This window comes from Kitasatospora sp. NPDC005751, from assembly GCF_040630835.1.
Lineage (GTDB): Bacteria > Actinomycetota > Actinomycetes > Streptomycetales > Streptomycetaceae > Kitasatospora.
On sequence record NZ_JBEXYC010000005.1, the window covers coordinates 139,161 to 153,557 of the forward strand.

11 protein-coding genes are annotated in these 14,397 nt (G+C 74.8%); 7 read left to right on the top strand and 4 right to left on the bottom strand.

All coding sequences use genetic code 11. From position 1 onward, the window contains the following. Positions 1 to 199: 199 nt before the first annotated feature. On the bottom strand, positions 200 to 1,522 hold the full coding sequence (locus tag ABZ497_RS07975; protein WP_359803954.1) for a TrpB-like pyridoxal phosphate-dependent enzyme: 1,323 nt from the start codon (positions 1,520 to 1,522) through the stop codon (positions 200 to 202). A gap of 353 nt (positions 1,523 to 1,875) precedes the next feature. Here ABZ497_RS07975 and ABZ497_RS07980 point away from each other — a divergent pair, with 353 nt between their 5' ends. Together ABZ497_RS07980 and ABZ497_RS07985 are read left to right on the top strand one after the other, a co-directional pair. Next, positions 1,876 to 2,649: a GyrI-like domain-containing protein gene (locus ABZ497_RS07980; RefSeq protein ID WP_359803955.1), complete on the top strand. Its 774-nt coding sequence runs from the start codon at positions 1,876 to 1,878 to the stop codon at positions 2,647 to 2,649. A 396-nt stretch (positions 2,650 to 3,045) separates the two neighbouring features. Then, positions 3,046 to 3,915 carry a helix-turn-helix domain-containing protein gene (locus ABZ497_RS07985; protein WP_329486337.1) on the top strand — a complete coding sequence of 290 codons (870 nt, stop codon included), beginning with the start codon at positions 3,046 to 3,048 and terminating at the stop codon, positions 3,913 to 3,915. A 66-nt stretch (positions 3,916 to 3,981) separates the two neighbouring features. On the opposite strand, the gene ABZ497_RS07990 is transcribed toward ABZ497_RS07985, so the two are convergent. After that, entirely contained in the window at positions 3,982 to 6,057 is a 2,076-nt protein-coding gene (locus ABZ497_RS07990; protein ID WP_359803956.1) for a discoidin domain-containing protein, read from the bottom strand. 437 nt (positions 6,058 to 6,494) lie between these two features. On the opposite strand from ABZ497_RS07990, the gene ABZ497_RS07995 reads away from it, so the two are divergent. The 4 genes from ABZ497_RS07995 to ABZ497_RS08010 all read left to right on the top strand — a co-directional run bounded on the left by ABZ497_RS07995 (position 6,495) and on the right by ABZ497_RS08010 (position 11,105). Next, complete coding sequence (locus ABZ497_RS07995) at positions 6,495 to 7,316, top strand: alpha/beta hydrolase (RefSeq protein WP_359803957.1); 822 nt, start codon at positions 6,495 to 6,497, stop codon at positions 7,314 to 7,316. A 397-nt stretch (positions 7,317 to 7,713) separates the two neighbouring features. Next, positions 7,714 to 8,691 (top strand): helix-turn-helix domain-containing protein, encoded by a 978-nt coding sequence (locus tag ABZ497_RS08000; RefSeq protein ID WP_359803958.1) that lies wholly within the window; start codon positions 7,714 to 7,716, stop codon positions 8,689 to 8,691. A gap of 290 nt (positions 8,692 to 8,981) precedes the next feature. Beyond that, entirely contained in the window at positions 8,982 to 9,980 is a 999-nt protein-coding gene (locus tag ABZ497_RS08005; protein ID WP_359803959.1) for an alpha/beta hydrolase, read from the top strand. Positions 9,981 to 10,193: 213 nt separating this feature from the next. Next, entirely contained in the window at positions 10,194 to 11,105 is a 912-nt protein-coding gene (locus ABZ497_RS08010) for a helix-turn-helix domain-containing protein (protein WP_359803960.1), read from the top strand. A gap of 27 nt (positions 11,106 to 11,132) precedes the next feature. Here the strand turns inward: ABZ497_RS08010 and ABZ497_RS08015 are convergent, their stop codons facing one another. Next, positions 11,133 to 11,294, bottom strand: a complete 162-nt coding sequence (locus tag ABZ497_RS08015; RefSeq protein WP_359803961.1) for a hypothetical protein — start codon at positions 11,292 to 11,294, stop codon at positions 11,133 to 11,135. 151 nt (positions 11,295 to 11,445) lie between these two features. On the opposite strand from ABZ497_RS08015, the gene ABZ497_RS08020 reads away from it, so the two are divergent. After that, positions 11,446 to 12,006, top strand: a complete 561-nt coding sequence (locus ABZ497_RS08020; RefSeq protein WP_359803962.1) for an endonuclease domain-containing protein — start codon at positions 11,446 to 11,448, stop codon at positions 12,004 to 12,006. A gap of 92 nt (positions 12,007 to 12,098) precedes the next feature. Here ABZ497_RS08020 and ABZ497_RS08025 read toward each other — a convergent pair whose 3' ends face one another. Beyond that, a complete protein-coding gene (locus ABZ497_RS08025) occupies positions 12,099 to 14,375 on the bottom strand; it encodes a helix-turn-helix domain-containing protein (RefSeq protein ID WP_359803963.1) in 2,277 nt (758 codons plus the stop codon). Positions 14,376 to 14,397 lie beyond the last annotated feature (22 nt).

Here is a 14,397-nt window from a genome sequence, read left to right on the forward strand (position 1 = left end):
CCTGGGGCGCGTGCGCCTCGCCCGGGCGGTGCCGGTGCGGGTGGTGCCGTGACCTCGGTCGTGCGCGGGGGTGGTGCCCCCGGTGGTGCGCGCGGCCCCGGGCACGCGGTGGCACGCTCCCGGCGTGCGCGGGCGGTGGTGCGGGGCCCGGCGGAGGGCCCGGTGACGGGTGCCTGTGGTGGGCGCGGGGCGCCGGTGGTCAGCGGTGCGCGAGGTAGCCGTCGAGGTCGAGCAGCCCGTTGCCGCTGACGCAGGCGACGATCACCTCGGCCCGCCCGGTCTCGCGGGCCAGGACGGCCCGGTCCACGGCCGCGCGCAGGGCGTGGCAGGACTCCGGCGCGATCAGCATCCCCTCGGTGGAGAGCACCAGCCGCCCGGTCTCGAAGACGTCCGTCTCCTCGTACGCGACCGCGTCCAGCAGCCCCTCGCCGCGCAGCACGCCGATCAGCGGCGAGCCGCTGTGCTGGCGCAGACCGCCGACGTGGGTCTCCGGCAGCTCGTAGTCCCGGCCGAGGGTGTACGACTTGCCGAGCGGGGTGACGCCCTCCGGGTCGGCGTGGTCGTAGCGCAGCGTGCCCCGGGTCAGCCGGGGGGCGCTCGCGGACTCCGCGCCGAGCAGCAGCAGGTCGTCGCCGCGCTCCGCCTTCTCGGCGAGGTAGGGGCCCATGAAGCCGCCCAGGTTGCTGCCGCCGCCGACGCAGGCCACCAGCGTGTCCGGCCGCTCGCCGAGGGCGGCCAGCTGGGCCTTGGTCTCCTGGCCGATGACGGTCTGGTGGATCAGTACGTGGGCCAGGTTGCTGCCGGAGATGTAGCGGGTCTCCGGGTGCAGCGCGGCGTGGCTGATCGCCTCGCCGATCGCGGTGCCGAGCGAGCCCAGCAGGTGCCGGCCGTCGCGCAGCAGCGCCTTGCCGACCGGCGTCCGCTCGCTGGGGGAGGCGTGCACCTCGGCGCCGAGCATCTCGATCAGCGCCCGGCGGCCGGGCTTCTGGCGGGCCGAGACGCCGGCCCAGTAGATGACGGCCCTGAGGCCGAATCGGCGGGCGGCCCAGGCCACGGCGTGGCCCCACTGGCCGGCGCCGGTCTCGGTGACCAGCGTGTCGACGCCCTGCTCGGCCGCGTAGTGGGCCTGGGCGATGGCCGAGTTGAGCTTGAAGCTGCCGGTGGGCAGCACGTCCTCGCGCTTGAGGTAGATCCGGGCCGGGGTCTCCAGGTAGCGCTCCAGGGCCCGGGCCCGCAGCAGCGGGGTGGGGCGTCCGATCGACGCCAGCTCCTCGCGCACCCGCTCCGGGATGGCCAGGAAGGGTTCGGTGGCACCGTCCTGGGCGCGGACGGCGTCGAGCCGGATCCGCTGCTGCAGGGCGAGCCGGGAGCCCCAGGCGTCGTGCTCGGCGCCCTCGGGCTCGCGGGGCGGCGGGACGGGGCCGGGCAGGCTGGGGACGAGGTTGAACCAGTGCGACGGGACCTCATGGGGGTCCGCTGCGGCCGGCACCGGCACGGGGGTCCACTGGGCGGCTGGAGTCACGATGCATCCCTCTCGTCATCCGGATGGGGGAACCGCGCACGTCAGTTCTCGCAGCGAAACGACCGGGTGAGAAGCGGTAGGAGCGTTGTTGACCGGCTCAGTCAAGCTTTGGATCGGTTGCCGGGGGAGTACTTGACCGCAACGGTGGAAAAGCGGTCCCGGACCGGCCCGCTCCTGGGTGAAGCCCGGGTCAGGAGCCCGGACCGACGGCGGGGCGGCGGCCCGGACCGTGCGACCGGACGCGCGGTGACCGTCGTCGCGCCGTCTCGTTCGCCCCTGCGGGGGCCACCGGTCGCCCTGTTCCACCGGCGCCCCGGGCGCCCCGATCCGCAGTCGTACGGGAGTTGTGCACCATGGGTACCACCGGCAAGGCCGAGAACAAGACCGAGCAGAAGGCCGAGAAGGCAGAGCAGGCAGGGCAGGCCGGCAAGGCCGGGGGGAAGACCGGGCAGACCGGGAAGAAGGCCGAGAAGACCGACCACCGCAAGCTGGGCGGCGAGCTGTACCGCGCGAAGGCCGTCCCGCAACCGCTCGACGTCCCCGAGTTCGCCTTCCTGGCCCTCGACGGGACCGGCGACCCGCAGCAGAGCCCCGAGTTCGGGCCCGCCATCGCCGCGCTGTACGCGGTCTCCTACGCCCTGAAGTTCGCCGTCCGGGCCGACACCGGGACGGACTACGCGGTGATGCCGCTGGAAGGGCTCTGGCACAGCGACGACCCGCACTTCGACGCCGTCTCCGCCGACTCCTACGGCCCCGGCGCCCGGGCCGGCTGGCGGTGGACCCTGCTGATCCGCCAGCCCGTCCCCTACACCGACGCGCAACTCGCGGCCGCGCTCGCCAAGGCGGAGGCCAAGGTGGAGGCCAAGGCGGAAGGGAAGGCGGAAGGGAAGGCCGGGGCCGAGGCGGTCGGCCGGCTGCGCCGGGAGTCCTTCACCGAGGGCCGCTGCGTCCAGGTGCTGCACCAGGGCCCGTACGAGACCGAGCCGCGGACGGTGAAGCTGCTGCACGACTACCTGCACACCGAGGGGCTGCGCGAGGCCGGTCGGCACCACGAGATCTACCTCTCGGACCCGACCAGGACGGCCCCCGAGCGACGCCGTACCATCCTGCGCCAGCCGGTGTCCTGAGGCGTCGGCACACCCGGGTACGGACCCCTGACCTCCCGTGGCCGCCGTGGCGCACCTCCGTGCACCGGCTGCGGCCCGCTGGACAGCCATGGACGCCCCCCCTAGCATCGTGAGAATCCCCGTCAGGGCCAGGTGCCCGTCGGGAACCGTCTTCGCCCGTCCCCGGGAGCCGCTGTCAGGGCGGCGTCCGTCCACCGGACATGCCACGGGGCGAGGTGGATCTGGACGTCTGACCCTGGCGCGCACGGGGGGTGACCGCGCAGGTAGGCATTGAGGTGCGATCGATTGTCATGCCATCGGTCGGTCAGGCGTCGGCTCCAACAGGCCCGGGCTCGGCTCCGGTCGCCCGTCGGACCCCGCCCGAGGGACCCGAGAAGCGGAGGGCTTCAGTCTGCTATGAAGATCGACACGCTGAGCAGCCACGACGAGCGTCTGCGCCGGGCCATCCCCCACATCGTGGCCCAGGTCAGGGACGGTGAGGCCGCCGTCTCGCTGGAGGAGCTGGCGATGGCCACCAACACCTCGCCCGACTACCTGCGCCGGGTCTTCCGGCACCAGGTCGGCGAGCCGATCCACCGCTACGTCCGCAGGCTCCGGCTCTCCCTGGCGGCCTACCGGCTGGTCTACGGGGACCGCACGATCATCGACATCGCGGTCAGCGCCGGCTACAACTCGCACGCGGCCTTCACCCGCGCGTTCCGGTCCGCGTACGGGATATGTCCCACCGACCTGCGCACCAACCCGCAGAACACCGCCTGGCCGACCGCCGGTGCGGCCGGTTCGGACATCCGGCCGGCCGCGATCCCGCAGCGCCGGGTCGCGTTCTACTCCCACCTCGGACCGATCGACAGCGCCGACACCGCCTGGGAGCGGCTGCGCGGCTGGCTCACCACCCACGGCCACTGCCCGGCCCGCTCCAAGGCGTTGGGCGTCTCCTACGACGACCCGGACTTCTTCATCGGCGCCCGGACCCGGCACGACATCTGCGTGCCGGTCTCGGACCGCTTCGACCCGCAGACCCGGGACGGGATGGGCGTCCAAGTCGTTCCGGCTTCAACAGGATTGGCGATGCGTCACGTCGGACCGCCCGAGCTGATCCCGTTCACCTACATGCACCTGGCGGTCAGCGCCGCCACCAAGGGGATGCAGCGCACCGAGCGCCCGCCGCTGCCGTACTACCTGGAGTTCTCCTCGTTCCCCTCGGCGCACCCCGAGCGCCAGGTCGCGGTGGACGTCTACCTGATGCCGCACACCCGCCGGAACTGAGCGCCGCGCACGCCCCGCGGCCCCGGGCGGTCGCCCGGGGCCGCGAAGCCGTGCCCGCGCCGCCCGTCAGGTGCTGTAGACCCCGACCTCGTCGAGCGAATAGCCCCAGCTGGTGCCGCGCTGGACCCCGTGGACGCGGACGTACCGGGCCGGGACGCCGGTGAACCGCGCGGTCTCCAGCCCGCCCGCCCCCGTGGTGGTGGACCACACCGACTTCCAGGTGGCCCCGTCGGTGGACACCTCGATGCGGTACGCCTTCCCGTAGGCGCGTTCCCAGTCCAGCGTGACGCGTCCGACCAGGGTGGTGGACCCGAGGTCGAGCCGCAGCCACTGGTCGTCGTTCCAGTCGCTGGCCCAGCGGGTGCCGCCGTCGCCGTCCACGGCCCGGCCGGCCGCGTAGCTGACGAACGGGTTCCATTCGGTGGACGCGGCCGTCGCCGGGGCGCCGGCGGCCAGGTTGGTGCCGGCCCGGTGCTGTTCGGTGCTGCCCCAGGTGGTCAGGTAGGACTCGGCGCCCCGGAACAGGTCGTCCACCACGCCCTGCCCGCCGACCAGCCGGATCTCCTCCAGCCAGTCCGGCACGAGGCCGTAGTGCGCGGCGCCGTCCGTGTTGTAGTCCCAGGTCCGCTCGCCGGTGGTCTGCCGGTCGACGAGCGAGCCGCCGTCGGTGGTGCGGAACGGGTACTGGACCGGGTGCGGGGCGTTCGCGCCGGGCGGCGCGGGCCAGCCGCCGAGGCCGTTCATGTCGGTGCCGTAGCCGTAGCCCACCCCGTACTTGTCGCGCAGCGCGTCGGTGCGCTTCGCCTCCGCGCTGAACGCCTCGGCGCCGTTCATGTACTGGGCGACGAAGCCGCCGAGCTTGTAGACGCGCTCGGTCCAGTCGAGGTCCATCCAGCTGTGCGAGGAGATCACGCCCGGGTAGGACGCGGACTCCAGGATGTCGAAGGCGCGGTCGGCCGCCTTGACGCTCATGTGGTCGACTTCCAGCATCATCTTGCGCTGCATCATCCCGCGCACGGCGTACTCACCGAGGTCGGTGAGGCCGCGGGAGTTGCACTGGGCGCCCGCCGCGTACGCCGGCACGGTCACCCCCGGCGGCAGCAGCTTCTCGGCCTCCGGTGCCGCGGCGAGGCCGATGGGGTTGTCGTGCTGCGGCCCGGCGCACTGCTCGGTGGTCCAGAAGGTGCCGGTGGACAGGAACTGGCCGGCGTTGATCGCCGTGCCGAGCGCGCCCTCGTCGAAGCGGACCCCGCACAGCGCGTTGTCGAACTTGTGGCACAGGAACATGCTGCGCACGCCCAGGCCGTACAGCTCGTCCAGGCCGCGGTCGATGTCGGCCTTGCCGCACTGGGCGACGTCCAGGATCTGCTTGCAGCCGAACGGCTCGGAGGTCTCCACGCCGAGCACGACGGCGAGCTTGCCCTGCGCGACGACCTGGCGGGCCTGCGCGCTGTCGGTGACGATCCGGAACCAGCCCTTGCCCGTTCCGCCGTACATCCGGTCGATGTAGGCCTGCAGGTCGTACGTCTTCTGCGCCTGGAGGCGGATGGAGTCCATCTCGTCGCAGCCGCGGTCCTTGAAGAAGTAGACCGAGCAGATCACCCCGTTGGTGACCAGGTCGTCGACCAGCACCCGCTGGCCGCCGCGCCAGGCCCGCTCGACCCAGGCGTAGTAGTTCTGCTCGTGGGTCAGCGAGTCGTGGGCCGGCCAGTTTTTGAAGGTGGGCCAGCCGACCGGGTCGTGCTTGCCGTCGCCACCCTTGGTGATCATGTCGAAGACCGCCAGCGAGCCGTCGGGGTAGTGCTCGGGACAGTCCTTGAGCGCGTCCGCGATCCCGGCCTCGGAGAACGTCTTCCCGCACAGGAGACGGCCGCCGAAGGCCTCGTTGGACATCAGGTGGTCGTGCGCGTCGACGAAGCCGCGGACCTTGCCCTGGGCGTCGGTCCCGCGGAACGGCTCACCGGTGACGCCGATCTGCGAGTCCGGCGCGGGCCGGGCGACCGGGTTCCACCAGCCCGTCCCGCCCGAGGCCCCCGGCGCGGGGGCCGCGAACAGCAGGGAGAAGAGGGTGAGGAGCGAGGCCAGGGCCGTGACGATTCTGCGCCTGCGGTGCGGATGAGGGTGGGGCTGTGGGGGTTTCATCGGTCACCATTCGTGTCGTCGATGCAGGGACGACGGGGACGAACGACCCGCCGGCGCGGGGTGTTTGATTGTTCCGCGCCGGGCGACTGTCATGTCCCGCGTACTCGGTGCGATGAGAATCGCCACTGTTGGATTCTTAGTCAATAGCCCTGGACGGATGGTCCGTTGACGTGAAAGGCCGTGTTCGATGCGGTAGTTGACTGTCCGGTATGCGGAGACCGGCCGGGCGGTCCCCGGCCGGCCCGGAGCCGCCCCGGGTGGTCGGGGAGACGGGCGGTGCGCGCGTGGGCAAGGGCTGTGCAGGGAGGGAGCACCGCTCGGCCCGACGGCGCCCTAGCGTTCCCGGTGTTCCGCACGGAGGCCCGGCCGCCCCCGGCCCGGGCTCTCCGGCCCGGGCTCTCCGGCCCGGCCGTGACACCCCTTCCGAAAGGCGCCTCATGCCCACCATCACGCTCTCCGACGGCTCGCAGAAGTTCTACAAGGACTGGGGCACCGGTCGCCCCGTCGTCCTCTCGCACGGCTGGCCGCTGAACGCCGACGCCTGGGACGGCCTCGCCGTCGCCGTCGCCGAGGCCGGCTACCGGGTCGTCGCCCACGACCGGCGCGGGCACGGCCGGTCCGAGCAGACCTGGGACGGCAACCACATGGACCGGTACGCGGACGACCTGGCCGAGCTGATGGAGCGGCTCGACCTCACCGAGGCCGTCCTGGTCGGCCACTCCACCGGCGGCGGCGAGGTCGCCCGCTACCTCGGCCGGCACGGCAGCGACCGGGTGCGCAAGGCCGTCCTGCTCGGCGCCGTGCCGCCGCTGATGCTGCGCACCGAGGACAACCCCGAGGGCACCCCGATCGAGGCCTTCGACGGCATCCGGGCCGGTGTCGCGGCCGACCGCTCGCAGTTCTACTACGACCTCAGCGAGGCCTTCTTCGGCTTCAACCGGCCGGGTGCCGAGGTCTCCGAGGGCAAGCGCCGCGAGTTCTGGCTGCAGGGCATGCAGGCCGGCCTCAAGGGCGCCCTCGACTGCGTCGAGGCGTTCTCGGAGACCGACTTCACCGAGGACCTCAAGAAGATCGACATCCCGGTCCTGGTCGCCCACGGCGACGACGACCAGATCGTGCCGATCGCCGCCTCCGCCGAGAAGAGCGTCGAGCTGCTCTCCCAGGGCGTCCTCAAGGTCTACCCGGGCGCCCCGCACGGCCTGGTCGGGGCCTACGAGGCCGCGTTCACCAAGGACCTGCTGGAGTTCCTCGGCGCCTGATCCGACGCCTGATCCGGCGGGTGGCCCGCCCCGGCGGCCACCCCACCACCCCCCGCGGCCCCCGCACGCCCCGGACCGGCGCATCGGCGCAGGTCCGGGGCGTGCGGGCGGTGCCGGGCGGGCGCGAGCACGGCTGACGGCCGGTTAGCCTTGACCCTGCCCGGCGACGGGTCGCCGCCCGGCGACCAGGCCCGCCGGGTGCCGCGCCCCGGCGCGGGCGGAACGGACGGCCGACCCCGCCGGGAGGGTCGCCGGCCCGGGGGAGCCGAGCCCAGCGCGCCCGGTCGCCCCGGCTCGTCAGAACGACAGTCAGACGACCTAGGCACTCTTCCGCTCCCTGCCGCAGGCTGGTCGTGCGGGGCTTCGGCCGTGAACGCCGACAGAGAGGGGCAGCCAGGTGAACCTGCGGGTCACAACCGCCGCGGTGCCGGACGGGGAGAAGGCGGGGCACTGGGGCCGGGCGGTCTCGTACGCGCTGGCGCCGGTGGAGGTGGTGCCGCTCGCCGACGGTCCGTTCGACGGCCGGCTGGAGTCGCACCGGCTGGGCAGCCTGCGGGTGTCCACCCTGGAGGCGGACGCCACCCGGCTGTCCCGGACGCCGGGCCTGATCGCGCGCTCGGCCGGGGCGGAGGCCCAGGTGGCGGTCGGCGTCCAGGTGTCCGGCCACGCCGTGCTGACCCAGGACGGCCGCCGGGCCGAGGTCGCGCCCGGCGACCTCGTGCTGTACGACACCGCGCGCCCCTACTCGGTCGACTACCCGCAGCGCTTCCGCTCCCACGTGTTCCACCTGCCGCACCGGCTGCTCGGTGTGCCGGAGGCCGACATCCGCCGGGTGACCGGGCGGGCCGTCACCTCGCGGGAGAGTCTCGGGGCGGTCCTGCTGCCCTTCCTCGACACCCTCGCCGACGCCGCGCCCAGCTACCCGTCCGCCGTCGGGGACCTCCTGGCGGGCAGCGTCGCCGACCTGTTCCTCACCCTGGTCGGCGAGCTGGCGGGGCGCCCGGCCGCCGGCCCCGACGAGGCCGGCGCCCACCTCGTCCGGCTGGTCCGCGCCCACATCGACCGCCACCTCGGCGATCCGGGGCTGACCCCGCAGGGCATCGCCGACGCCCACCGCATCTCGGTGCGCTACCTGCACCGGCTCTTCGAGAACGAAGGCGTGACGGTGGGCCGGCTGATCCAGCGGCGCCGGCTGGAGGAGTGCGCCCGGGAGCTCGGCCGGCGCAGCCGCAGCGCGCCGACCGTCTCGGCGGTCGCCCAGCGCTGGGGGTTCGTCAACCCCGCGCACTTCAGCCGGGCCTTCCGGGCCGCGTACGGGACGTCCCCGCGCGAGTGGCGGGCGCGGCGTACGGAGGAGGCGCGCACGGCCGGCTGACCACCGTGCACGGAGCGGCGCGCGGGACCGGCCGACCGCCGTGCACGGAGCGGCGGCTTCCAGTGCGCTCCGGGTACGGTCCCGGGCCCGGCCGGTCCCTAAGATGACGACGTGCCGGCCGGGCGCCCCGGGCCCCGGCCGGCACGCTCTCCGGGCACGGCGGCAGTACCCCCGGCTCGCCGCCGTGTCCGGACCCGCGGCGCCGGGCGAGCCCGCGACCACCCGGGCGGGGCCACGCCCACCCGCGGAAGCCGGTCCGACCCGGCCGCTACGCCAGGAGCAGCACACCAGTGTCCGAGAGCACCACCCCCGAGGCCCCGGGCCCGATCCTGGACGACGGCCTCCAGGACTTCCTGGCCGCCCGCGCCCACGCCCGCCGCGATCGGACGGCGGCGCCGCCCGGCGGGAGCGCGCCGGAGCCCCTCGACCTCGCCTTCCTGGCCGGGCCCCACCCGTCGGACGGCCACCGGGACACCGTCGCCACCCGGCTGGCGCTGCCGACACCGGCCGGTCACGTCCGGATCCAGGTGATCCGCCCGGTCGACGCCGCCCGGCCGACCCCGGTGGTCCTCTTCCTGCACGGCCTCGGCTGGGTGCTGGGCGACGCCGACAGCTACCGCCACCTGCTGCGGGAGTTCGCCGTGGGCGCGGACGCCGCCGTGGTCCTCGTCGACTACGGGCGCCCGCCCGCCGAGCGGTTCCCGGTCGCCGTCGAGCAGTGCTACGCCGTCGCCCGCTGGATCGCCGCGCACGGCCACGAGATCGGGCTGGACGGGAGCCGGATCGCCGCCGCCGGCGACTCCGCGGGCGCCAACCTGGTCGCGGCGCTCACCCTGCTCCTGCGCAGGCGCGGCGGCCCCGAGCTGCTCCACCAGGTGCTGATCTGCCCGGTGACCGACGCGGACTTCGACACCCCCTCCTACCGTGCCTTCGCCGACGGGTACTTCCTCCACCGGGCGGACATGCGCCGGTTCTGGGACGCCTACCTGCCCGACCCGGCCGACCGGGCGCAGTCCCTGGCGGCCCCGCTGCGCGCCGGACTGGAGGAACTCGCCGGGCTCCCACCGGCGCTGGTGATCACCGCCGAGGCCGACGTGCTGCGGGACGAGGGCGAGGCCTACGCGGCCCGGCTGCGCCGGGCCGGGGTGCCGGTGGTGGCCACCCGCTACCAGGGCGTGGTGCACGGCTTCGTCCTGCTCGACTCGCACTGCCGCACCGGCTCGGCCCGCTCCGCCCTCATCCAGGCCGTGGACACCCTCCACCTCGCCCTGCACCGCCACTCCTGGTAGGCCGGCCGCCGCTGGTAGCCGGGGCCGGTGCGGGGTAGGACGAGGGTTCGTGCGGCACCGGCGACCGCGCAGTTCCTCCTGCTGTTCTTCCTGGTCACCGGCTGTCCGACCGGCTGGGATGGGAGGGCGGGCCGCGTCGCCCGCGCCCTTCCCTCACCCCGTGCCAGCACCCGGCCGCCCGGGACCACCCCGGCGGCCGTCGCAGGAGTACCGATGCCCGTCCTCGCCCCGTCCGGGCACGCCCCGTCCGGCCACGTCCCCTTCGCCGCGAGCATCGCCGGCCACCGGCTCGGCCCGCTGCGGGTCTCCTCGATCGTCGCCGGTCCGTGGCCGACCGCGCACGGCCGCAGCGTGGTGCTGTGCGGCCGCGGCGACCACATCACCCTGGTGCTGCCGCGGCACGGCACGGCCGCACTGCTCCTGGACGGTCACGGGGTGCCCCTGCGGCCGGGCGGGTTCGCCGTCGCCCGGACCGGCCGCCCGGTCGTCCTGGAGGTGTCGGAGGCCTTCTCCGGCACGGCCTTCCACTGGCCCCGGGCAGCGGCCGGAGTGGCCGAGGAGGACCTGCGGGAGCTGTCCGGCACGGCCTTCCGCTCGGACACCGGGACGGCCGCGCTGGTGGCCGCCTACCTGGACCGGCTGGCCCGCCCCGGGGTCGCACCGGACCCGCGGGTGGCCGCCCGGCTCGCCGGTACGGCAGTGGACCTGCTCACCGTCCTCGCCCACGAGCACCGCCGGCGGGCGGCCGGACCGGTGCCCGAGGAGGTCCTGGCCACGATCGCCCGGACGAAGGAGTACATCCTGCGCCGGCTCCCCGACCCCGGGCTCTCCCCGGAGGGGATCGCGGCCGCCCACCACTTCTCGGTGCGCTACCTGCACAAGCTCTTCCAGTACGAGGGCGTCACCGTGGGCCGCTGGATCCAGCGGCGCCGCCTGGAGATGTGCCGCCGCGACCTGGCCCGCCCGTCGGCCCGCCCCGCCACCGTGGCCGCCGTCGCCGGCCGCTGGGGCTTCGTCAGCACCAGCCACTTCAGCCGCGTCTTCCGCACCACCTACGGCCTCACCCCCCGCGCCTGGCAGTCCACCGCCCACGACCCCGCCACCCACCCGGCCCTCCCGGGCTGAGCCCGGTCGACCGGGGGCCGGACGGGATCAACGCGTCCGGAGCGGTGGCGGAGTGAGCGGCTCCCCGGCGTCCACCGCGCCGATCGGGGTGAAACCGGGCAGGTCGTGCAGGTACCCGTCCTGGAAGACCGGCTTGATCGCACCGAAGGCAGCCCGAACCGCGTCCGCCTCGCGGTGCTGGCCATCCAACAGGGCCTGGCCGACACCTGACCGCGGCGTCGGCGAGAGCGGCCGGCGCACAGGCGCGGAGGTCGGGTGCGGAGCAGTCGCAGTCCAGCGTGGTCAGGACGGCGGCTGTCACGGTCCCGGGACTGTCAGTGATGCTCTCTACCCTGCTCCGGTGGACTGGGAAACCGACGAGGAGTTCTACGCATGGGTCGAAACCCTGGGCGACCCCTGCGAAGTGTGCGCGGACACGCTGTGGCGGATCGATGCGGGCCCCCGGGGGAAGACATGTCAGAGGTGCCGCAACGCGATCCGGCAGGCGCGCCGGCACAAGCTGACGCTCGCCCGGGTGAACGCGATCCTGAGAGCACAGGACGATACCTGCCCGCTGTGCCACCGCTTGGGGGGCGATTCGTCGATGGAGGGCCCGTCCTGGTGGCACATCGATCACGACCACCGATGCTGCCCCGGACAGTCGTCGTGCGGACGGTGTGTGCGGGGGCTCCTGTGCAGGAACTGCAATGTCCGTGGCCTGGCCTGGTACGAAGCGCTCCCGGGCGAGCTTCGGACCTGGGATCACGGCAACAGCTATCTGGCCGATCCTCCGGCACGCAGGCCGGAGGCCGCAGTGCTGTTCGAAGGCGACCTTGAGGGCGTACGTTCCCGCGACGGCTCGTTCGCCGGGTGGCGCTCCGATCGACCGCTGCGGACCGCGCACGAGGCCCCGAGCCGGTAGCAGAGGGCAGCTCCGCCGTGCCGGACACCTGAGGGTCGCCCCGAGACGACTCGGGCAGGAACGAGTCCGGCTCCGCCGGCGCCGCGCCAGGGTCATTCCTTCAGCGCCGTCAGGGTGGCTTCGAGTTGGGTGGCTTCGGTGAGGCGGGTGGGGTCGGCGGCGGATTCGGCGAAGGTTCTGGCTTCGCGGGCGGTGGTGAGGGCGCGGTCGTGGTGGCCGAGGGCGGCCAGGGCCTGGGCCTGGCCGAGGGCGGCGATGGCCTGGAGGAGGGGGACGGCGACGCGGGCGCCCACGGTGCGGGCTTCGGCGTAGGTCCGCTCGGCCTCCTGGGCGCGGCCGAGGGCGAGCAGGGCGCCGCCCTGCTGGGACAGGGCGTTGGTCCGGGTGAAGTCGCCGATGTGCGCGGCGGGTGCGGTGGCCGGGTCGGCGAGCAGGGCGAGGATGGTGTCGGTGGTGGCCACCGCGTCCGCGTGGCCGCCGGTGCCGGCCTGGGCCGAGGCCAGGGCCAGCAGGGCCTGGGGGCGGCCCTCGCGGTCGCCCGCCGTCGCGAAGAGTTCGGCCGACCGCCGGGCCCGGGGGACGGCGTCGGCGGGCTCGCCCAGCCGGTTGGCGGCCGCCGCCGCGTAGAAGTGCGCCCACGCCTCCTGGGTGACGTCCCCGCCGCGGCGGGCGAGTTCGGCCGCCTGTTCCGCGATGGCGGACGATTCGCGGGGCTGGTGCGAGCAGTAGTGCACCGCCCAGGCCAGGTAGTTGGCGTGGGTGGCCGCGAGGACGTCGTCGCCCAGGGCGTGCGCCGCCGTGCGGGACAGTCCGAAGACGGTGGGCCAGTGGCCCCAGTTGGTCCAGCGGTCGGAGAACCAGTGCATGGACTCCGCGGTCCGGACGACGTCGGTGTGCCGGCCGGCCGCGGCCGCGGCGCGCAGGGCGGCCAGCCAGTTGGCGCTCTCGGCCTCCAGCCAGGCCTGCGCGGCCCGCGCCGAGCCGAAGCCGACGGGTGCCGCCGCGCGGCCGGCCGGCGGCGGTCCGGGCTGGAACCACTGCCCGGCCTCCGCCGCCCCGTCGAGCAGCCAGCGGTACAGCGCCGCCTCGGCGGCGGCGACGTCCTGCGGGGTCTCCTCCTCGTGGAGCCGCTCGCGCGCGTACAGCCGCAGCAGGTCGTGGAAGAGCAGCCGGTCGCCGGCGGTGTGCCCGAGCAGGCCGAGGTCGAGGAGTTCGTCGAGCATCTCCTCGACCGCGTCCGGCCGCAGACCGGTGAGGGCGGCGCCGGCGCCGGTGTCGAAGTCCGCCCCCGGGACGAGCGCGAGCCGGCGGAAGAGGCGCCGCACCGGCTCGGCCAGCTGCTCGTAGGAGAGCCGGAACGCCGAGCGGATGCGCAGGTCCCCGGCGGTCAGGCGGCGCAGCCGGAGGTCCTCGTCCCCGAGCCGTTCAGCGAGGCCGTCCGCGCTCCAGGCGGGCCGGCTGAGCAGCCGGTTCCCGGCGATGCGCAGCGCCAGCGGGAGGTGCCCGCACAGCTCCGCGATCCGCGCCAGCGCCGCCGGGGCGGACCCGCCCGCCGGCTCGTCCTCGCGCTGGGCGAGGATCGCGCCGAGCAGCGCGGTGGCGGCGCCGACGGGCAGCGGCGCCAGGACGAGCCGCCGGGCGTGTTCGATCCCGGCGAGCGTGCGGCGGCTGGTCACCCAGAGCCGGCCCGCGCCCGGGCCGGGCAGCAGCGCGCGGACCTGGGCCTCGCGGGCGGCGTTGTCCAGGACGACGAGGGCCTCCCGCTCCCGCATCAGCCGGCGGTAGAGCCCGCGGCGCTCGTCGGTCTCGCCCGGCAGGTCGCGTTCGCGGACGCCCAGCGCCCGCAGCAGGCGGCCCAGGGCGTCGTGCGGGGTGACCGGTTCGGCGTCCAGGCCGCGCAGGTCGACGAAGAAGCAGCCGTCGGCGAACCGGTCGGCCAGCCGCGCCCCGGCGTGCACGACGAGTGCGGTCTTGCCCAGTCCGGGCGCGCCGGAGACGATCGAGACCGGTGGACCGGCCGGGGCGCCGGCGGTCCGGGCGAGCCAGTCGGTCTCGGTCTCGCGGCCGGTGAAGTCGGGTACCGCGGGCGGCAGGTCGCAGAGCCCGGTGGCCTCGGCGGCCGGGTGCCGTCGCCGGCCGGCGCGGGCCGCGCCCAGCAGCGTCCCGGTGGCGGCCGGGGCGAGCCCCAGGGCGGTGGCGAGGGCCTGGACGGTGCGGGCCTGGGGGCCGCGGCTGTGGCCGCGCTCCATGTCGCCGATGGCGCGGGCGCTGACGCCCGAACCCTCCGCCAGTTCCTCCAGGGTCAGCCCGGCGGCGTGGCGGTGCGCGCGCAGCAGCGGTCCCAGGGCCGGAACGTCCGGCTGGCTCATCTGACCCCCCGATAGGTGAGGG